Raw genomic sequence first — 18,129 nt, 5'->3', positions numbered from 1 at the left:
AATGCCGCTCATGCATAGAGCGCGCATCTTTGCTTGTGAACGGCGACTTTGTCACGGTGACATGAATATGACATTGGACGCCGCGCCACCCGATTCCCGCGGGACGCGCCGTTTTCTGAACTGGGACGGGCTTTCGCCATTCATGCGCGCGAATTCGCGGTTGAAGTTGGACTTGCTGATGAAGCCGGAGTCGAACATCACCTGCGTTATCGGATGATCGGTGCCGATGAGTTGCTCGCAGGCGGCGCGAATGCGGAAGTCGTTCACATATTGCGAGACGCTCATGCCGTGGATGCGGTTGACGGCCGTGGAGACGCGCCGGGCGGGCAAGTTCATCTTGCGGGCGATACGGGTCAGATTGAGATCGGGATCGCGATAGAGCTGACGGACGCGCATCAGCGTATCGAGGGCATCGGCGACGGCCCCGTCTTCTTCCGTTGCCGGTGGCGGTGGAGGCGGCTCGGCGGATGTCGCTTCGACACTGCTGCCGCCGCTTGCCACCGAAGCGGCGGTGCCGAGGATCAGCAGCGCGATAACGTTGCCGAGTGCGACGATGGCGCCGGCATGGATGCCGCCGGTCTTGGTGAAGTCGAAGCTGATGATGACATCGGTGATGGCTGAGGCGATGAGGGCAAAGCCGGTGATCTGCAGCGAACGGTAGGAGAGCACGGCGCCATCGAGGCGGGAGGATACCAGCGCATCCGGGCCATGTCGGGCAAGCCAGAGCAGGGCGGCGCCGTAGCCGAGAAAGATCAGGATGATGGCAAGGCTGATCGGTTCGGGATAGAGGGCGATGAAGATAGCGATTGCGGCCGTCGGCAGAAGATGCGGCCAAAAACTGGCAAGGGTGGGCTGCTCTTCCATGGCGAGCCCCTTGAAGCAAACCCAGGCGAGGGCCGCGATCAATGTCGCCATCATCGACTGCAACGGCATGATCTCGATTATGTCGTAACCCCAGCGGATGCCGATGATCACGGATTGGAGGATGTAGAACCCGATCAGCAGCAGGAAAGGCCGCTTTTCGGCGAACAATCCGTCCCCCTGCCGCAGCATGCGGATCAGCAGGATGGCAAGCAGCAGAGCCACGACGAAGGGTAGGGGAACGAAGATCATCGGTAATATCCGGATAGGAGCAATCGGCCTCAGAATGAACCCGATTGCGTTCGCGGTCGACCCGGATCGTGATCGAGGTCTCGAAATGATGCCAGAAAATCCATCCTGAAAGTGTCCTCGACGGGAGGGCTTCATTCATGGACGGATTTCGATGATCATTCTTCTTGTGATGCCGGTGTTTCTGGCTGCCTCCGTTTCCGCTCTGCCGGACAAGGTATCGACGGCTGCRATTCCCGATCTTTCCGGTGTGCGGGCGGTTGCCATCAGCGGTGATGCAAGCTCGATCAACATCACCACGCGAAGTGACCAGCCCTATGGCGCGTCACTCAGCGGGCGACGGAAGGGCTGGTTCTCATCCTGGTATTCGAGCTGGTACTTTGCCGATTGCCGCGACAACAGCGATATGAGGGTCGAAGGAACGATATTGCATATCGACATCGCCGCATCGTCCTGGCTGGATCCGTCCGATTGCATGATCGAGGTCAATGCCAACGTGCCGGCGGGTGCAGCCCTCAGGATCGACCAGAATGCTTTCTCGGCCAAGCTCAATGGCCATTTCTCCGACCTTGTCATCGCCGGAAAGGCAGCAGATATCACCCTCGATGGACATGCCGGAAGTGTCGATATCCGCGCCGATGCGGTCAGGGCTTCCCTTGATTTCGACAGAGTCGAAGCGGACGAGAACGTAACGATCCGCGCTCGTGCACTGGACGCCTATCTCGGGTTCGGAGACAGTGTACCTGTGGACTACAAGGTGACGGCAAAGGCTTCCTGGGTCGATGCCATGCAGCCGAGCGTGCCGGGTGCCATGCCGCGCGTCGAGATCGACGGCGATTTCGTTCGGGTCAGGATCCGCTGAGGCGGCTGTTCAATAGCCGTTGGCTGAGCCTTCGGTCGCGCGGTTGTCCATTGCGCCATTATAGCGAGCGCCGCCGCCCTTCTCGATTGCCGCGAGGCTCTTGCCGCCAACGAGAATGCCGGCGGCCTGTCCCCAGACCGGAGCACCATTGCCGCCATCGAGCTTGTAACCCATCTCCGCAAGCGCCTTTTCGGTATCCGGAGAGAGCGCAAAGGGCTCCAGGTAGACGGTGTCCGGCTGCCATTGGTGATGGATGCGCGGGGCGTTGACCGCCTGACTGATGTCCATGCCGAAATCGACAACGTTGAGGATCGCTTCCAGCGTGATGGTGATGATGCGCGAGCCGCCGGGGCTGCCGATCACCATGAAGGGCTTGCCATCCTTGGTGACGATCGTCGGGCTCATGGAAGAAAGCGGCGTCTTCTTCGGTGCGATGGCATTGGCCTCGCCCTGCACAAGGCCATAGAGGTTCGGGACGCCGGGCTTGGAGGTGAAGTCGTCCATCTCGTTGTTGAGCAGCACCCCGGTGCCGGGAGCGACCACGCCGGCGCCGAAGGAGCCGTTCAGCGTATAGGTCACGGCGACGGCATTGCCCTCGTCATCGACAACAGAATAATGCGTCGTCTCCGTGCTTTCCTTGCCGCCGAGCGGCTTCAGATTGGCCGAAGTACCCGCCTTGTAAGGATTGATTTTGGAGCGGATTTCCTTGGCGTAGCTCTTGTCCAGCAGCTTGGAGACGGGATTGTCGATGAAGTCAGGATCGCCGAGCGCGGCGTTGCGGTCAACATAGGCATAGCGCATGGCCTCGACCATGATATGCACGGCTTCGGCCGATCCATAGCCAAGATAAGAGAGCGGATAGCCTTCGAGGACGTTCAGGATCTCGCAGATGATGACGCCGCCGGAGGAGGGCGGCGGCGAGGAAATGATGTCATAGCCGCGGTAATTGCATTCGATCGGCTTCAGTTCCCGCACCTTGTACTGCTCGAAATCTTCCTTGGCGAGGATGCCGCCCTTGGCCTGGCTCGCCTTGACGATCGCATCGGCCGGTGCGCCCCTATAGAAGGCGTCGCTGCCTTTTTCGGAGATCGACTGCAGGACGGCGGCAAGGTCCGGCTGCACCAGTTTTTCACCGGGTGAGTAGGGGCTGCCGCCGGGCTTCAGGAATATTTTTGCGGCCTCTTCATCCTTGGCGAGCCGCTTGGCGCCGCCGGCAAAGCTTGCCGTATCACCCTGTTCCAGCGCGAAGCCGTCTTTCGCATATTTTAGGGCTGGCGCGATCAGTTCCTCGCGGGGCTTCGTGCCGTATTTCTCGCGTGCGGTCTCGAAGCCCATGACAGAACCCGGTGTGCCGATGGCGAGATAGCCGTCGAGGCTGGCGCGGGGAACGATATCGCCCTTGGCATCGAGATACATGGTCTTGGTAGCGGCGAGTGGTGCGCGTTCGCGGAAATCGAGGAAGGTCGTGCGTCCGTCCTTCAGGCGGATCGTCATGAACCCGCCGCCACCGAGATTGCCGGCCGTCGGATAGACGACAGCAAGCGCATAACCGACCGCGACCGCGGCATCGACAGCATTGCCGCCGCTTTTGAGCACGTCGACGCCGACATCGGTTGCCAGATGCTGGGCAGTCACGACCATGCCATGTTCAGCCTCGACGGGCGCGGGCGAAGCGRCAAAGGCCGGCAATGGCGCGAGGCAAAGCGAGATGGTGGCGAGAATGGCGATGTATTGTCTGTGATGGCGGTCCATGAATTTCCCCTCGAAGGACGGCGATGGGAAAGATATGGCGTCGCGGCTGCAGCCGGCAATGTTGAAGTCAGAGGCTTTCTTCAGGAATGAAGACCATGCCGGTCAGGTCCTTGTCCTTCAAGGCCGCCCATTTCAAAAGGGCGTCCAAAGCAGGGCAAAGGGCCTGGCCCCAGTCAGTCAGGCGATACTCCACCTTGGGCGGCACCTGATGATGGACAATGCGCAGCACGATGCCGTCATTTTCCATCTGGCGAAGTTGTTGGATCAGCATCTTCTGCGAGATGGCAGGTATGGCCCGTTCGAGATCGGAAAAGCGCAGCACCTTGCCGCCGAATAGGTGGAAAAGAATGATGAGCTTCCAGCGCCCTTCCAGAATCTTCAATACGTTCTCGACGCCGGTTGCGGCGGAATAAGGTGTCATCGCAGTACCTTACTTTCAGGTAAGTACCTGACTTTTTTGTAGGTTCTTGTCATCTGGTAAGCCTATGCCCATTCTTTTCGCGGAGCAACCGAACAGGAGTTTCCGAATGAGTATAGAGCTTCCGAAACCGATGGCCGCCTATTACGCCGCCAAGAATCAGAAGGATGTCGAGAGCATGCTTGCCTGCTTTGCAGCAGATGCCATCGTGCACGATGAGGGCGAGGACAGGCGCGGTCATATCGAAATCCGCGAATGGATGGAGGAGACGACGCGCAAATATGGTGTGACGGTCGATCCCAGGGAGATTTCCGGCGACGCTGATAAACCGGTTGTAGCTGCGCTGGTCGCCGGCAATTTTCCGGGCAGCCCTGTCACCCTATATTATCACTTCACGCTTTCCGGCGACGCCATCACGCATCTGGAGATCAACCCATGATGGTCGCACCGGCTTTATCGTTCGACCCGACCGAGTTCAGCGGCAAGCGTGTTCTTGTTACCGGCGGTACGAAGGGCATGGGCGAAGCGATTGTGCGGCGACTTTCCGCAGGCGGCGCGAAGGTCGCGACGACTGCACGCTCGCCGCTCCCCGAGGGTCAAGTGCCGACGCTCTTCGTTCAGGCCGATATCAGCACGGCGGAAGGCGTGAACGCAGTCGCGTCGAGGGTGCTTGAGGCCTTCGACGGTCTCGATATTCTCGTCAACAATGTCGGTGGTTCATCGGCACCAAGTGGCGGTTTTGCCGCGTTGACGGATGAGCACTGGCAGGCAGACGTGAATGCCAATCTGATGGCGCCGGTACGCCTCGACCGGGTATTTCTGCCCGGCATGATCGAGCGCGGCCACGGCGTCATCATTCATATCTCCTCGATCCAGAGACGATTGCCCCTGTATGAAGCGACGCTCGCTTACGCGGCGGCCAAGGCCGGATTGTCGAATTACAGCAAGGGATTGTCGAAAGAGGTTGGCCCGAAGGGCGTTCGGGTGAATGCCATAGCACCTGGCTTCATCGAAACCACGGCCGCCACGGCGCTGATCCGGCGTATCGCCGAGGAGGCCGGCACCGACGAGGATGGCGGTCGCAAACTGCTGATGGATTCACTCGGCGGCATATCGATCGGCCGGCCGGGTCGCCCGGAAGAGGTGGCGGAGCTCGTTGCCTTCCTGGCCTCGCCCCGCGCCGCTTCCATTCATGGTGCGGAATATACGATCGACGGCGGCACCGTTCCGACGGTTTGATCGATGGAAGAGCCGGCCATCCGCTCCTCCGCCTTGCGGGCGAATGCCGCAAGGTCGCGCGGCCTGCCGGCAATCTTCTCCAAAGCGGCAATGGCGACGTCGGTCGCAAGGTAATCCGGCTTGTGGCCGACGCCTTTGACCGTGATGAGTTCGGATCCCCTGATGTCCCGCGCCAGTCCCCGCGAATGCAGGTGCTCCCAGACGATCTCGTCCTTGTCGCCGGTGATGATGACCGTCGGCGCGGCGATCTCGGAATAGTGCTGCGCGTTGGCCGTCAGATATTCGTGGAGCCGTTTGAAGTCGACGGCATTGTTGTAAAAGGCGCGTGGCCGCAGCACCAGCGACGGGCCGGTTCTGGCTATGTAGTCGGCAGGCCGGGGATTGGGACGGAAGACGTTCACCGTGCCGCGCTCCAGCCGCCGCAGGCCGAGAGGCACGACGACCGCATGATTGAACAGCCAGCCGATGATCGGTGCAGTGGCGACGTGATAATACCAGTCGATGCCGCCGGGCCAAGGATGGGTGGCCGGTGCCAGGAACAGGAGACCTGCCGTCTTGTCCGGGTGCCGGACGCCGAACGCCGCGGCAATCGCGCCGCCGAAGGAATGGCCGATGACAACAGCTCTTTTGACACTTCGCTTTTCCATAAGGCTGGCGATGGCGTCGGCCTGACCTGAAGGCAGGGCATTTTCCGGCCCGCCGCGTTCCGAATAGCCATGACCGGGGCGATCGACGAAGAGCATCTCGGCGCGGCCTTCGAGGGGTTTGCGGAATGCGCCGGTCTGATCCAGCAAGTTGCCGCTTGCGCCATGAATGAAGACCAGGGGCGGTAGATCGGCGGTGTCGGGGCGCGGAACATGTACGGCATTCATGCGATAGCCGCCAATATCGGTCAGTTCGCCGATATTGGGGCAGGCATGTTCGAACTGGCGGGCCTTGTAGGAGGAATAGCCAATGGCCGCAGCGATGGGAGCGAGAAGGGCAGAGACTTCGGTAAGCATGGCTTCAACCGCACAGTGACCATATCATCGAGCTAAGATCGTGCGTCTTCTTACGCCGTCAAGTGCGCGCCGGATTTGTCAGGTGCGGCTCCCGGCAAGCTTTTCCGAGAGCGTGCCGATCTGCTCCTGCGCGGTGCGATCGGCGGGGTAGACATCCAGGACGCGCTCCCAGGCTTTGAGGGTAATCTGGTCATTGCCCGTGGTGGCGAGGATAGCCGCCATGCCCGACAGGGCGCCGAAATGACGGGGCTCGATCTTCAGCACTTGTTCGATGTCGGCCATCGATTTGCGATAGTTGCCGAGCACGAAGTTCAGCGTTGCACGCCGGTTCCAGCTTTCGGCATAGGCCGGTTTCAAGGCGATGGCTTCATCCAAAAAATCGAGCGCTGCCGGATTGCGCTTTTCCTCGATCGCCTTGTCGGCCCATTGCATCAGGAGATTGATCGTCGCGCTGTTGGAATCGTTCCATTCCATGCGGATCTGATTGGCGATGCCGCTTGCCTTGTCGGGGTCGCGCTCACGCTTCAACTGCCCATAGAGCCGGTCAAGACGCTGCTTTGGAGACGAATCGGAATCGGCCGGCTGTTCGACGATAACGTTCTTCTGCTGAGCCATAGCGGGGAGAGCAGGAGCGAACAGGGTGAGGGCAAGCGGCAGCGCCGCTGAGGTCAAAGCAAAAAAACGCATGGCGGACATATTAGCCCGCCATCGCAGAAGATCAAACAAATTTGGCGTGATCACCGAAGCGACCAACCGATATGCCCGCCTGAGGGCAGGCAAACCGGATACGCGCAATCAGCCCTGACGAGCCTTGTAGCGCGGGTTCTGCTTGTTGATGATGTAGATGCGGCCCTTGCGGCGAACGAGACGGTTGTCACGATGACGCGCCTTGAGCGACTTGAGCGAATTCTTGATCTTCATTTTTCTGATCCGCGATGTTTCTGGGGGAATTCACATTCGCCCGTGTCTTTTAACAATCAAAAGCGCGCCAGCTGGGCGCGCTCTTTAGGTGGGGGAGCAGATAACCCGGCCTCTTTCTTGTGTCAACCACGTGAAGGTTATTTTCCGTGGTTTTCAGGCGATATCCCGGGCAGTGCTCCGGATGCTTTACCCGTCAGCGTGGTCACATGACCCATCTTCCGGCCAGGGCGCGACTCGGTCTTGCCGTAGAGATGCACCAGCGTGTCGTCGTGCTTCAGCCAGTCCGGAACTGCAAGGATATCATCACCGATCAGGTTCTGCATCACACAATCGGAATGCCGCCTGGGATTGCCGAGCGGCAGGCCGGCAACGGCGCGGATATGCTGCTCGAATTGCGAGACGACGCAGGCAGCTTCCGTCCAGTGGCCGGAATTGTGCACGCGCGGCGCCATCTCGTTGACGATCAGGCTGCCATCGGCCAGCACGAAGAACTCGATGCCGATGACGCCGACATAATCGAGCGCGGCGAGAATCTGTTCGGCAGCCTTGCGCGCCGCGTCGGCGGTGGCAGCCGAGATTGCCGCCGGTATGGTCGATGTATGAAGGATGCCGTTGCGGTGGACGTTTTCGGCAGGATCGAAGCAGAGCACGGTGCCATCGGTGGCGCGAGCGGCGATGATCGAGACCTCGCGTTCGAACGCGACGAAGCTCTCGAGGATGAGCGGCACCGAGCCGAGCTCTGCGTAAGCGCCGTCAGAGCTGTCGGCCGGGGAACGAAATACCTTCTGGCCCTTGCCGTCATAACCGAGACGACGGGTCTTCAGCACGCCCTGACCGCCGAAATCCTTCAGTGCCAATTCGAGATCGGCCTGGCTGTCGATGGCATGGAAACGTGCGGTCGGGATGCCGCAATCATTGATAAAGCGTTTTTCGACGAGACGGTCCTGCGCGGCTTCCAGTGCTTTCGCCGGCGGATAGACAGGCACGCTCTTTGCCAGCTTTTCGGCAGCTGCAACCGGCACGTTCTCGAATTCGTAGGTCACGACGTCACAGAGCTCGGCCAGTTCGGCGAGGGCTGCCGCATCGTCATAGGCGGCGACAATCTGCCGGTTGGCGAGTTGAGCGGCGGGGCCGTCGGCCTGTGGCTCGAGGATGATCGTGCGGAAATTCAGCCGGGCCGCGGCCATGGCAAGCATGCGGCCGAGCTGACCGCCGCCGATAATGCCTATCGTTCTCACCATCAGAGATCGTCCATCGGATATTCGGCGACGGAGGCGCTCTGGCGCTCGCGCCATTCATCGAGGCGGTCGGCGATTTCATCGTCGGAGAGGGCAAGCACGGCAGCGGCAAGAAGGGCCGCATTGATCGCGCCGGCCTTGCCGATGGCAAGCGTGCCGACGGGGATGCCGCCCGGCATCTGTACGATGGAAAGCAGGCTGTCCTGACCGGACATTGTCTTGGACTGGACCGGCACACCGAAGACCGGCAGCGGCGTCATGGCTGCCGTCATGCCCGGAAGATGGGCCGCGCCGCCTGCACCTGCGATAATGACTTTGAAGCCCTCGGCACGCGCGCCTTTGGCGAAGGTTACGAGTCGGTCGGGTGTGCGATGAGCCGAGATGATACGCGCRTCATACTCGATTTCCAGCGCCTCCAGCGTATCGGCAGCATTCTTCATGGTTTCCCAGTCGGACTGGCTACCCATGATAATGGCGACTGGCGGTCTGTCTGTTATCGTCAAAATCGTTCCTTCAGGCGATGATATCAGGGATGATCTGGTCTTCCAGCTTGGAGAGCTTGTCCTTGATGACCAGCTTCTTCTTCTTCATGCGCTGGACGCGCAGGGCATCGCAGCCGGTTTCAATCATGGCGTTGATCGCGGCGTCGTAATCCTCGTGCTCCTGACGCAGACGCGCCACGATGAGCCTGATTTCCGCCTGTTCCTGATCGGCCATTAATATTCCCCATAGTCGTCTTCGGACCTTGTCCGGTCTGCCGATAATTTCCGCAAGCTCCTATCACCAAATAGAGGTAACGGGAAGTTAGTGTTGATCATGAATTTGCCGCTTAGTCTCCATCTTTTGGCCTTCGACAAGCCTTCAAAAATGTGTCACAGTCCGCTGGTTGACACCTTGGATCTCCAGCGATGGATGGCTGGGGAGAGGTAAGAGGAAGGAAGGGTCAAATGACTGTTCAAGCTCATCTTGAATCGCTCCAGAAAAAGCATGTTGCTCTCGAGGAAGAGTTGCATGTCCTGAGAACATCTCCCTCTATTTCCGATACTGAACTTGCCGAATGCAAGCGCCGTAAGCTGCGTATTAAGGACGAGATCGAGCGTCTCAAGTCATCCGTCCATTGATCTTTCCAGGATCGCCGGACATCAGTCTTGCGCAAGAAAAGGTGAAACCCCGCAATTTTCCAGACAATCAAGCAAGACCCGGTGATTAACCGAGATCAAGCGCCAGTCCCATGCATGCGGCATCGGGCTGGCGTTTTCACGAGAGGTGCCTTCAGGCCCAGAACTGATCCAGCCAGAGATTGAGCTTATCGAAGCCGCGGTTATTGACCGTGTAGATGCGTTTCGTGCCTTCCGAGGTCACGGAAACGAGGTTGCTTTCAAGCAGTGCCTTCAGGTGTTGCGACACGGCAGGGCGGCTGATCGGCAGGCCCTCGGCGAGCTCATTGACCGTCTTTGGCGCGCGCCGCAATTCTTCCAGCAGAAACCGCCGGTTCGGATCGGCAATCGCAGTGAAGGGGTCCGCGTTCGACATGACAAAAAGCTACGTCAAACAGGCCTTTCCAGCAAGGAAATTGTGCATCGCAATGGAACGGAAACCTATTCGAGTATGCCTTCGTGCAGGATCAGAAAAGCCGCGATCAGCGCCATGGCATACATGAAGGGATAGAATATCTCCGGCTTCATGCGCCGTACACACCACGCGCCGGTAATCGTTGCCAGAGGGGCGAAGGGCAGGAGCGTTGCGGAAGCCAAGAGATTGCGGGTGTCGAGCTGGCCGAGCGCGAAATAGGGAACGAGTTTTACGGCATTCAGAATTGCGAAGAAGCGCACGCTCGTGCCGATGAACTCCCTCGGCGGCAGTTTGAGCGGCAGGGCGTAAATCTGGAAGGGCGCGCCGCCGGCATGGGCGACGAAGCTGCCGTAGCCGGAAAACGTACCCCATAGGCTCGCCAGCACCGGGCGCTGGAGACGCGGCGGCATGATCTTTCCCTTGCCGGGGCCGAAATTGTTCCAGAAGTAACGCAGGCAGAAGGCCACCGTGACGGCACCGATGAGAATCCGGAGCACATAGCCGGGCACGAGGGCGGAGGTAGCCCAACCGAAGGCGATGCCGAGGATAGCCCCCGGCAGCATGATCTTCAGCGTCGTCCAGTCGCCATGCTGGCGCCAGATCACCAGCGATATCATGTCCATGAAGACGAGGATGGGCAGCAGGATCGCGGCGGCTTCGACAGGTGCGACGACGAGGGCGAGAAAGGGAAGGCCGATCAGCGACAAAGCGTCGCCCATCCCGCCTTTGGCAAGCCCGATCAGGATGACAGCCGGGATTGCGGCGTAGTAGAATGACAGATCTTGCGGCACGCTTTTGAAGCTCCTCCCCTTGCAAGCCCCCTCTATCGGAATTACTCACTCAAAACGAGTGCGGATCCGCCATAGAGCTGGAAAAACCGCCGCAGATGGAAAGACTTCATGACCGAACCGGAAAATCGCTRCCGCCTTGTCCTTGTTGTACCCGACATCGCCGATGCCGATGAGCGGGCAAAAATCGTCGCCGATGCGCTTGACGGTGGCGATATCGCGTCCGTCATTCTGCCGCAATACGATCTGGATGACGGCAGCTTCCAGAAACATGCCGAGAAGCTCGTACCCATCATCCAGGACGCGGGAGCTGCGGCTCTCATCGCCGGCGACAGCCGCGTGGTCGGCCGTTCGAAGGCCGATGGCTTGCACATCACCGGACCGGCAAGCGAGATTGCCGATGCAATCGATCGTTATGCAGACAAGCTGATCGTCGGCGGCGGCAATGCGGCCGACCGGCACACGGCGCTGGCCGTGGGCGAGGAACGGCCAGACTACATCTTCTTTGGCAAGCTCGACGGCGACATCAAGCCGGACGCGCATCCGAAGAACCTGGCGCTTGCCGAGTGGTGGGCTTCGATGATCGAAATCCCGTGCATCGTGATGGGCGGCACTGATCCTGCTTCCGCGCTTGCCGTTGCCGAGACCGGAGCAGAGTTCGTCGCGATGCACATGGGCGTGTTTGCCGAGCCGGCACAGGCGCGGTCGATCGTGGCTCAGATCAATGCGTTGCTTGACGAAAAAGCGCCACGGTTTGAGGATTGATATCGCGCTTATGCCGATCCCCGCCCGACTTTCGAGATGCGCTCTCCTCTGCATGACCGCCCTGTTGGCGGTCCAACCGGAATTCGTGCTGGCGCAGGCGAATGAAGCGATCACCGAACCCTCCGCAACTCCGAGCCAGACATTCCGCACCGACCGGCCGCAACCGCCCGACGGCACCATTCCATCCGATGGCGTCGGGGTTTTTGATCGCATGGGTGCGAAGCTACCCGACCTGCCGCCTGAAAAGGAATATAAGGGACAGATCGACGAGGCGTTCGGCGCCTATCAGCGCGGCTATTACCTGACCGCCATGGACAAGGCGCTGCCGCGGGCACAGCTCGGCGATCCGGCTGCCCAGACTTTGATCGCGGAAATCCTGTCGCAGGGGCTCGGCGTCAAGCGGGACATGAAGAACGCAGCCTTCTGGTACGGCAAGGCAGCCGAGGGCGGCGATCCCTCGGCCATGTTTAAATATGCCCTGCTTCTCATGGAGGGCAACAACGTCACGCGCGACAAGGCGAAGGCCGACGAATTCATGCGCAAGGCGGCTGATGGGGGCAATCCGTCTGCCGAATTCAACTGGGCGCAGACGCTCGTTGCCGACAATCCCGGCGACAAGGGGCTGAAGCTCGCCTTGCCTTATTATGAGAAGTCGGCAGAACAGGGCGTCGCCGATGCGCAATATGCAGTCGCGCAGATCTACCAGAAGCTTTCCGATCTGCCGGACGAAAAGAAGCTTCTGGCCCGCGAGTGGCTGGCGCGCGCTGCGCGCGCGGGGTTCGATACGGCGCAGCTCGACATGGGTATCTGGCTGGTTAACGGCATCGGCGGGCCGAAGGATTATGTGCGCGGCTTCGAATGGCTGAAGCTTGCCGCCAACCGCGGCAATGTCGTTGCACAAAATAAGCTCGCACATCTCTACATCAATGCGCTGGGCACGCCGCCCAACCCGATCGAGGCTGCGAAATGGTACGTGTTGTCGCGGCGGGCAGGCCTGACCGATCCGCTGCTCGAGGATTTCTACCTCGGTATCGAGGACGATCAGCAGAAGGCGGCGATCGAGGCGGCAAACAAGTTCCGCCGGACCAACTGACGCGCGGGCCTTGCCTTAGAAAAGCGCGTCCTCGAACAGATCTTCGTCGCTCTGGGCTTTTTGCGGCTCAACAGGCGCGGCTGCCGCGGTTTCCTCGGTGGGGGGAATGATGTCGCGATGGACATTGCGTTCCTGCACCATGGTGTAGAGCTTGAAGATCTTGCGGTCGAGCGGGGCGATCGCTTCGGCAATGTCGGAGATATCGGCGATCTGGTCGCCGGCCACGGTTTCCAGCACGTCGGCGCAGCGGGCGAGCACGTCGCCGAGATCGTGCTGGAAATCGAGCTTGCCGATCAGCAGGTTGATCTTGGTCGCGACCTCGCGGCCATGTTCGGCAAGCACCTTGAGCTCGTCTTCCATCAGGTTGGCGGCGGAGCGGATCGTGCCGACGGCCGAGGTGAGGCTTTCGGCAAGGCCGCCGTTCTTGGCACTGCCTGCAGGAGCAACGCGTCCGGCCGAGGCTTCGAGCGCTGGCAGGCCGTTGACGATGGCATCGGCTGAATCATCGAGCTTGCCGGCAAAGATGCGTAATTCGCCCGTGACAACGTTGATCGACTTGCCTTCTTCGCCGAGGCGGCTGCAGCGCAGGTTGGTGTTCAGCGCCATATAGTGGATATCGATCTTGACCGCGCGGATCGCCTCGATGGAGTGCAGAAGCGTCGCGGCGGTGCCGAGCGTCGACTGGCTGACCTGGTCGGCCTGACGGCTTGCGGCATCGACCTGCTTGACGATCTCGTGGGCGGCCGAGACGCTGGATTCCAGCGCACGCATGAAATTGCCGTCGCTGCCGTCGCTGCCGTCGCTCCGACCGCTCATCTGGTCGCGCAATCTCAGAATTCCCTGCGTATCCTGGCTGAAGCTCGCGATGGTCTGCACGACATTGCGGGAATCCCGCTGGAAATCCGTGCACATGTCCGCCATCTGCGCAGCAGTCAGGTGATGGATGACGTTCATCAGGCGCTTGCGTGCATCGGCATTAAGTTTGGCGCCGTCTTCGCTCGCGAAGAAATCCTGCAGCAGCGAAAAGGTGCTTTGTACATGCTCGATGCGCTGACGGGTGATATCGCCGATCTGCAATGCAGAAAGCGTGGATGCAACCTTGCTCTGCACACCACGGGCGATGGCACCTACGTCGCGGGCGATCGCTCCGAGATTCTGGCGGTGATCGGCAATCTTCTTTGCGTCGTCCTGGAGCGCCCTGGCGACAGCGGGAACGGTATCGGCATAGTTCTTGGCGAGATTATAGCCGAAGGACAGGGCGAGCTTGACCTCCTTCTGCAGACTGTCGAGATGGGTGGCAAAGCGATTGACTTCGTCGGTCCCTGAATAGATGCGTTCGAGAATTTCCTGAGCGAAACCCGCAAATTCGGCGAGGCCGGCGCCTGTTATTTTCACCGTGACCGCAAAGGTGCGCAGATAACGCATTGTTTCCTGCATATCCGCGACATGCCGGTGCAGTTCCGAACCTGTCTGGGCAAGTGCCGTCAGTGCCTGCTGGCGGTTTTGTTCCGCCCCCGGAAGCTCGATCAGGTTCTGGACGGTCGCATTGAGATCGGCGCTGGTGTCACTCGCCTCATTGTTGTCCAGTGCCCTGGTGATCTGGTCCAACGACGTCAAAAGACGATTGAKGACATCCATGACTGATAACAGGACGGTGCCACCTTCGAGGAAGCGTTCCTCGACCTGGGAACGAGCCGATTCCAGAGTCTGACTTATATCCGAACCTGATGCATAGAGCGCAGTCTGTGCCGATGCCRTCGCGTTTGTCACTTTTGTACCTTTACTTATAAACACAGGCAATTTGACTCTATTTTTACGCGCAGGATGGAAATGGCAGGTAAACGCCACAGACTCGTAGACGTTGTGCTTAACAACCTATGAAGGCATTCGGCAAGAATTGATAAGCCCTCCATGGACATCTATCTATCTATCTGTTTTTATATGGTATTTTATAATATGAGAAGGCTTCAGTATAAATTATCTTGGATGATAATTCAGGGAGTCGGGACTCGCGTTAATTGCACTTCCTACAACCGCCGTTTACGCGCTGTTAAGGCTGTCATGAGAATCCTTTTATGGTCGTTAAGTATTTCTCCGACCCTGGAGGCTGCGTTGGATACTCAGGTGCAATATTGTGAATCTATATCTCTTCCGGAAGTTCTGAACATCCGTAATGTTTCAGAAGTATACGCGAAGATTATTGATCAATTTCGTGACAATAATACAATTACTCTAAGTCTTCCCGAAAACACGGAAGCGGATCTGAGTTCTCTCCAGCTCATCGAAGCCGCCCGCCGTCAGGCAAGGGCCAAAGGCAAGACTTTTACCCTTTCGGCTCCGGCCAGCGGTTCGCTTCTCAAGGTCCTTGAGCGCGCCGGATTTACCGAGGCCTTCGATCAAGAAGACAAGAAGTTCTGGTTGCATGAAGAGGTGACGTTATGAGCGCAAACATCCTGACCGTTGACGATTCCGCCAGCATTCGGCTGACCACCAAGGTTACGCTGACCAATGCAGGCTACGCGGTCACCGAAGCCGTCAATGGCGCCGAGGGCCTGGCAACCGCCAAGAGCGGCAATTTCGACCTGATCGTCACCGATCTCAACATGCCGGTCATGGACGGGCTGACGATGATCGAGGAACTAAGGAAGCTGCCCGCCCAGGCCGGTGTGCCGATCATCTTCCTGACGACGGAATCCGATGCGGATCTGAAGGCGCGTGCCAAGGCTGCGGGTGCCACCGGCTGGCTTACCAAGCCGTTCGATCCGGAAAATCTCGTAAAGATCGTGAAGAAGGTGCTTGGCAGATGAGCTCGCTCGATCCAGTCGCAGTATTCCGTACCGAAGCGGCCGAATGCCTCGAGGCGATCGAAGCCGGCCTTCTCGACCTTAACCACGACCTCGAAAACAAGGATCTCGTCGACGCGGTGTTCCGCGGCCTTCATACATTGAAGGGCTCGGGCTCGATGTTCGGTTTCGAGCAGCTTGCCGCTTTCACCCATCATTGCGAAACGGCCTTCGACCGTGTCCGTAAGGGTGAAGTTCCGGCAACCGCCGAGCTCGTTGCCGCCGTTCTTGCCGCGCAGGATCACATGCGGGCGCTCGTCGAACAGCCCGATGCCGATCACGGCGATACCGGCCACAAGCTGCTTGCCCAGCTCCAGGCGGCCGTCGGCGGCAAGGCCGAGGCCAAGGAGGCTGCCGCGCCTGCAACATCCGCTGTCGCAGCCGCGGCTCCTGCCAAGAAGACGACGACCTGGCGCATCCGTTTCAGCCTACCGGCGAATTCCATGGCGAACGGCACTAATCCGCTCGGCCTTCTCGATGAACTGCGCGATCTCGGCGAATGCACAGTTCGTGCAAACACATCAGGCATTCCGCCGCTCGATGATCTGGTCCCGACCGAACTCTATGTTTCATGGGATGTTGTTCTGACGAGCGAGCAGGACCGTTCTGCCATCGACGACGTTTTTATCTTCGTCATGGATGACATGCAGCTCGACGTTCAGGAAATCGCCGGTCCGCAGGCCGCGCCGGCCGAGGCAGGAAAGGATGTAGCTGCTGCTCCAGTCGCCGCAGCACTCGCTGCACCGGCTCCAGCCGCTGCTTCGGAGTTCCGCCCGGTCGAGGCCGTTCCGGTAAAGCGCGAAACGCCCGCGCCTGCCCAGGCCGCAGCCCAGGCAAAGGCGCAGGAAAACGTCCGTGTCCCGGCAGAACGTCTCGATGAGCTGATGGACCGCGTCGGCGAGCTCGTCATCGCCCAGTCGCGCCTCAGCCAGCTGGCAAGCTCCAGCTCGGACATCGCCTTGCGCTCGGTTTCGGAAGAAATCGAACGCCTCTCCGGAGAACTGCGTGACACGATGATGGTGCTGCGCATGGTGCCGGTCGGAACGCTCTTCTCGCGCTTCCGCCGCCTCGTCCACGATCTCGCCCGCGAAACCGGCAAGGTCATCGAACTCGTCACGGAAGGCGAGACCACCGAAGTCGACAAGACCGTCATCGAACGCCTCGCCGACCCGCTGGTCCACCTCGTCCGCAACTCGATCGACCACGGCCTCGAACCGCCTGCCGAACGTCTTGCTGCCAGTAAGACGGAAGCCGGAACCGTGACGCTGTCTGCCCACCAGTCCGGCGGTGAAGTCATCATCTCCATCAAGGATGACGGGCGCGGCATCAACCGCGAGCGGGTTCGCGCCAAGGCGGAATCCTCGGGCCTCATCGCGCCCGGCCAGCCACTTTCCGATCAGGAACTGCTGCAGCTCATCTTCGCGCCGGGCTTCTCCACCGCCGCGCAGATCACCAATCTCTCCGGTCGCGGCGTCGGCATGGATGTCGTCAAGAAGACGGTCGAAGCGCTGCGCGGAGCGATCGAGGTCGTCAGCCTGCCGGGGCAGGGTTCGGAAGTCTCGCTGCGCATTCCGCTGACGCTCGCCATCATCGACGGTCTGCTGGTGCGCGTCGGCGCCGGGCGTTACGTCATCCCGCTCTCGGCGGTCGAGGAGTGCCTCGAACTGTCGCTGGAAGAAGACCTCCGCTCGCGTGGGCGCAGCTTCATCTCGCTGCGCGACAGTCTGGTGCCGTTCCTGCGGCTGCGCGATCTCTTCCGCACCGGCACCAAGCCGGACGTCCATCAGAAGGTGGTCGTCATTTCGACAGGCACCGAACGTGTCGGCCTCGTGGTCGACCAGATCATCGGCGACCACCAGACGGTCATCAAGTCTATGTCGAAACTGCACAACGACGTGGCGACCTTCTCTGGCGCCACCATTCTCGGCGACGGCAGCGTCGCCCTCATTCTTGACGTCGGGCACCTCGTTGCCGCGGGTCAGCAACAGGAGGCGCAATTGCGCGTGGCAGGATGAGCACAGCAGCAACAGCCGAAAAATTCGACAAGCACTGGAATTATGCCGAAGAAGTCGAAGTTCTGACCTTCGATCTCAATGGCGAGACCTTCGCACTGGAAGCCGTCATCGTCCAGGAAATCCTGGATCTGCTTCCCGAGACCGCGGTGCCGGGCAGCCAGCCCTTCGTCGCCAGCGTCATCAACTTCCGCGGCAAGGTTATTCCGCTTGCCGATCTTCGCCTCGCTTTCGGGATGGAAGCCTCGGAAGCGACGATCGACAGCCGCATCGTCGTCATCGAGGTCGATCTGCAGGGGGAGCAGACGCTCGTCGGAATGCGTACCGACAAGGTGAACGAAGTGACGACGCTGACGAAAAGCGCCAGCGAACCGCCGCCAAGCGTGGGTATGCGCTGGCGCGCGGATTACATCAATTGCTTGGTCAAGCGGGGCGGGGAATTCATCATCCTCCCGAATTTGCAGGCGATTTTCTCATCGAGGCATGAGACGGCGGGGGCCGTCAGCTAGCCGGGG

The 18,129-nt window shown here is 59.9% G+C and carries 22 protein-coding genes; 10 read left to right on the top strand and 12 right to left on the bottom strand.

The window, feature by feature from the left end:
- Window positions 1–51: 51 nt before the first annotated feature.
- On the bottom strand, window positions 52–1,113 hold the full coding sequence (locus tag AC1D35_RS04040; protein WP_113310291.1) for a helix-turn-helix domain-containing protein: 1,062 nt from the start codon (window positions 1,111–1,113) through the stop codon (window positions 52–54).
- A 151-nt stretch (window positions 1,114–1,264) separates the two neighbouring features.
- Between AC1D35_RS04040 and AC1D35_RS04035 the strand changes: the two genes are divergently transcribed.
- Complete coding sequence (locus AC1D35_RS04035; protein WP_113310290.1) at window positions 1,265–1,972, top strand: hypothetical protein; 708 nt, start codon at window positions 1,265–1,267, stop codon at window positions 1,970–1,972.
- 9 nt (window positions 1,973–1,981) lie between these two features.
- On the opposite strand, the gene ggt is transcribed toward AC1D35_RS04035, so the two are convergent.
- Window positions 1,982–3,724, bottom strand: a complete 1,743-nt coding sequence (gene ggt, locus AC1D35_RS04030; RefSeq protein ID WP_477938233.1) for a gamma-glutamyltransferase — start codon at window positions 3,722–3,724, stop codon at window positions 1,982–1,984.
- Window positions 3,725–3,791: 67 nt separating this feature from the next.
- Window positions 3,792–4,145, bottom strand: coding sequence for a winged helix-turn-helix transcriptional regulator (locus tag AC1D35_RS04025; protein ID WP_113296096.1), 354 nt, complete (start codon window positions 4,143–4,145; stop codon window positions 3,792–3,794).
- A gap of 106 nt (window positions 4,146–4,251) precedes the next feature.
- On the opposite strand from AC1D35_RS04025, the gene AC1D35_RS04020 reads away from it, so the two are divergent.
- Both AC1D35_RS04020 and AC1D35_RS04015 read left to right on the top strand, forming a co-directional pair.
- Entirely contained in the window at window positions 4,252–4,581 is a 330-nt protein-coding gene (locus AC1D35_RS04020) for a nuclear transport factor 2 family protein (RefSeq protein WP_113310289.1), read from the top strand.
- The gene (locus tag AC1D35_RS04015; protein ID WP_113310288.1) at window positions 4,578–5,381 is read left to right on the top strand and encodes an SDR family oxidoreductase; all 804 of its coding nucleotides are present in this window, start codon (window positions 4,578–4,580) and stop codon (window positions 5,379–5,381) included. Before AC1D35_RS04020 ends, AC1D35_RS04015 begins: the two co-directional genes overlap by 4 nt.
- Here the strand turns inward: AC1D35_RS04015 and AC1D35_RS04010 are convergent.
- The 6 genes from AC1D35_RS04010 to AC1D35_RS03985 form a co-directional block, all read right to left on the bottom strand.
- Window positions 5,333–6,382, bottom strand: a complete 1,050-nt coding sequence (locus AC1D35_RS04010) for an alpha/beta fold hydrolase (RefSeq protein ID WP_113310287.1) — start codon at window positions 6,380–6,382, stop codon at window positions 5,333–5,335. The two genes, AC1D35_RS04015 and AC1D35_RS04010, sit on opposite strands and share 49 nt — an antisense overlap.
- Before the next feature lie 78 nt (window positions 6,383–6,460).
- Entirely contained in the window at window positions 6,461–7,078 is a 618-nt protein-coding gene (locus AC1D35_RS04005) for a histidine phosphatase family protein (RefSeq protein WP_113310286.1), read from the bottom strand.
- A 99-nt stretch (window positions 7,079–7,177) separates the two neighbouring features.
- On the bottom strand, window positions 7,178–7,303 hold the full coding sequence (ykgO, locus tag AC1D35_RS04000; RefSeq protein WP_007826467.1) for a type B 50S ribosomal protein L36: 126 nt from the start codon (window positions 7,301–7,303) through the stop codon (window positions 7,178–7,180).
- 137 nt (window positions 7,304–7,440) lie between these two features.
- Complete coding sequence (locus tag AC1D35_RS03995) at window positions 7,441–8,547, bottom strand: 5-(carboxyamino)imidazole ribonucleotide synthase (protein ID WP_113310401.1); 1,107 nt, start codon at window positions 8,545–8,547, stop codon at window positions 7,441–7,443.
- Window positions 8,544–9,038: a 5-(carboxyamino)imidazole ribonucleotide mutase gene (purE, locus tag AC1D35_RS03990; RefSeq protein WP_113296137.1), complete on the bottom strand. Its 495-nt coding sequence runs from the start codon at window positions 9,036–9,038 to the stop codon at window positions 8,544–8,546. Before purE ends, AC1D35_RS03995 begins: the two co-directional genes overlap by 4 nt.
- 16 nt (window positions 9,039–9,054) lie before the next feature.
- Window positions 9,055–9,258, bottom strand: a complete 204-nt coding sequence (locus AC1D35_RS03985) for a DUF465 domain-containing protein (protein ID WP_113296101.1) — start codon at window positions 9,256–9,258, stop codon at window positions 9,055–9,057.
- Window positions 9,259–9,488: 230 nt separating this feature from the next.
- On the opposite strand from AC1D35_RS03985, the gene AC1D35_RS03980 reads away from it, so the two are divergent.
- Entirely contained in the window at window positions 9,489–9,662 is a 174-nt protein-coding gene (locus AC1D35_RS03980) for a DUF465 domain-containing protein (RefSeq protein WP_113296102.1), read from the top strand.
- A gap of 151 nt (window positions 9,663–9,813) precedes the next feature.
- On the opposite strand, the gene AC1D35_RS03975 is transcribed toward AC1D35_RS03980, so the two are convergent.
- Together AC1D35_RS03975 and AC1D35_RS03970 are read right to left on the bottom strand one after the other, a co-directional pair.
- Entirely contained in the window at window positions 9,814–10,074 is a 261-nt protein-coding gene (locus tag AC1D35_RS03975; protein WP_113296103.1) for an ArsR/SmtB family transcription factor, read from the bottom strand.
- 65 nt (window positions 10,075–10,139) lie between these two features.
- Window positions 10,140–10,904: a sulfite exporter TauE/SafE family protein gene (locus AC1D35_RS03970; RefSeq protein WP_113310285.1), complete on the bottom strand. Its 765-nt coding sequence runs from the start codon at window positions 10,902–10,904 to the stop codon at window positions 10,140–10,142.
- A 108-nt stretch (window positions 10,905–11,012) separates the two neighbouring features.
- Here AC1D35_RS03970 and AC1D35_RS03965 point away from each other — a divergent pair, with 108 nt between their 5' ends.
- Both AC1D35_RS03965 and AC1D35_RS03960 read left to right on the top strand, forming a co-directional pair.
- Window positions 11,013–11,666, top strand: a complete 654-nt coding sequence (locus tag AC1D35_RS03965) for a thiamine phosphate synthase (RefSeq protein ID WP_477938232.1) — start codon at window positions 11,013–11,015, stop codon at window positions 11,664–11,666.
- Window positions 11,667–11,676: 10 nt separating this feature from the next.
- Window positions 11,677–12,759: a tetratricopeptide repeat protein gene (locus AC1D35_RS03960; protein ID WP_113310284.1), complete on the top strand. Its 1,083-nt coding sequence runs from the start codon at window positions 11,677–11,679 to the stop codon at window positions 12,757–12,759.
- Between the two features lie 15 nt (window positions 12,760–12,774).
- On the opposite strand, the gene AC1D35_RS03955 is transcribed toward AC1D35_RS03960, so the two are convergent.
- On the bottom strand, window positions 12,775–14,529 hold the full coding sequence (locus AC1D35_RS03955; RefSeq protein WP_477938231.1) for a chemotaxis protein: 1,755 nt from the start codon (window positions 14,527–14,529) through the stop codon (window positions 12,775–12,777).
- Window positions 14,530–14,871: 342 nt separating this feature from the next.
- Between AC1D35_RS03955 and AC1D35_RS03950 the strand changes: the two genes are divergently transcribed.
- The 4 genes from AC1D35_RS03950 to AC1D35_RS03935 are packed head-to-tail and all read left to right on the top strand — an operon-like array spanning window position 14,872 to window position 18,123.
- Window positions 14,872–15,201 carry an STAS domain-containing protein gene (locus AC1D35_RS03950; RefSeq protein WP_113310400.1) on the top strand — a complete coding sequence of 110 codons (330 nt, stop codon included), beginning with the start codon at window positions 14,872–14,874 and terminating at the stop codon, window positions 15,199–15,201.
- Entirely contained in the window at window positions 15,198–15,566 is a 369-nt protein-coding gene (locus AC1D35_RS03945) for a response regulator (RefSeq protein WP_113296108.1), read from the top strand. The genes AC1D35_RS03950 and AC1D35_RS03945 overlap by 4 nt, the downstream gene beginning before the upstream one ends.
- On the top strand, window positions 15,563–17,617 hold the full coding sequence (locus AC1D35_RS03940) for a chemotaxis protein CheA (RefSeq protein ID WP_113310282.1): 2,055 nt from the start codon (window positions 15,563–15,565) through the stop codon (window positions 17,615–17,617). Before AC1D35_RS03945 ends, AC1D35_RS03940 begins: the two co-directional genes overlap by 4 nt.
- Window positions 17,614–18,123 (top strand): chemotaxis protein CheW, encoded by a 510-nt coding sequence (locus AC1D35_RS03935; RefSeq protein WP_113310281.1) that lies wholly within the window; start codon window positions 17,614–17,616, stop codon window positions 18,121–18,123. Before AC1D35_RS03940 ends, AC1D35_RS03935 begins: the two co-directional genes overlap by 4 nt.
- Window positions 18,124–18,129: the final 6 nt, after the last annotated feature.

The sequence above is a fragment of the Rhizobium sp. P1_E6 genome, from assembly GCF_056405875.1.
The sequence above is the reverse complement of the archived record's forward strand: the minus strand, read 5'-3'. Positions and strand labels throughout refer to the sequence as shown.

Coding starts and splice junctions, on each gene's coding strand:
- AC1D35_RS03945 (WP_113296108.1), top strand. CDS start 15,198: ATGAGCGCAAACATCCTGACCGTTGACGATTCCGCCAGCATTCGGCTG.
- AC1D35_RS03980 (WP_113296102.1), top strand. CDS start 9,489: ATGACTGTTCAAGCTCATCTTGAATCGCTCCAGAAAAAGCATGTTGCT.
- AC1D35_RS04010 (WP_113310287.1), bottom strand. CDS start 6,382: ATGCTTACCGAAGTCTCTGCCCTTCTCGCTCCCATCGCTGCGGCCATT.
- AC1D35_RS04020 (WP_113310289.1), top strand. CDS start 4,252: ATGAGTATAGAGCTTCCGAAACCGATGGCCGCCTATTACGCCGCCAAG.
- ykgO (WP_007826467.1), bottom strand. CDS start 7,303: ATGAAGATCAAGAATTCGCTCAAGTCGCTCAAGGCGCGTCATCGTGAC.
- AC1D35_RS03975 (WP_113296103.1), bottom strand. CDS start 10,074: ATGTCGAACGCGGACCCCTTCACTGCGATTGCCGATCCGAACCGGCGG.
- AC1D35_RS03960 (WP_113310284.1), top strand. CDS start 11,677: ATGCCGATCCCCGCCCGACTTTCGAGATGCGCTCTCCTCTGCATGACC.
- AC1D35_RS04005 (WP_113310286.1), bottom strand. CDS start 7,078: ATGTCCGCCATGCGTTTTTTTGCTTTGACCTCAGCGGCGCTGCCGCTT.
- AC1D35_RS03985 (WP_113296101.1), bottom strand. CDS start 9,258: ATGGCCGATCAGGAACAGGCGGAAATCAGGCTCATCGTGGCGCGTCTG.
- AC1D35_RS03940 (WP_113310282.1), top strand. CDS start 15,563: ATGAGCTCGCTCGATCCAGTCGCAGTATTCCGTACCGAAGCGGCCGAA.
- AC1D35_RS04025 (WP_113296096.1), bottom strand. CDS start 4,145: ATGACACCTTATTCCGCCGCAACCGGCGTCGAGAACGTATTGAAGATT.
- AC1D35_RS04040 (WP_113310291.1), bottom strand. CDS start 1,113: ATGATCTTCGTTCCCCTACCCTTCGTCGTGGCTCTGCTGCTTGCCATC.
- AC1D35_RS04015 (WP_113310288.1), top strand. CDS start 4,578: ATGATGGTCGCACCGGCTTTATCGTTCGACCCGACCGAGTTCAGCGGC.
- AC1D35_RS03935 (WP_113310281.1), top strand. CDS start 17,614: ATGAGCACAGCAGCAACAGCCGAAAAATTCGACAAGCACTGGAATTAT.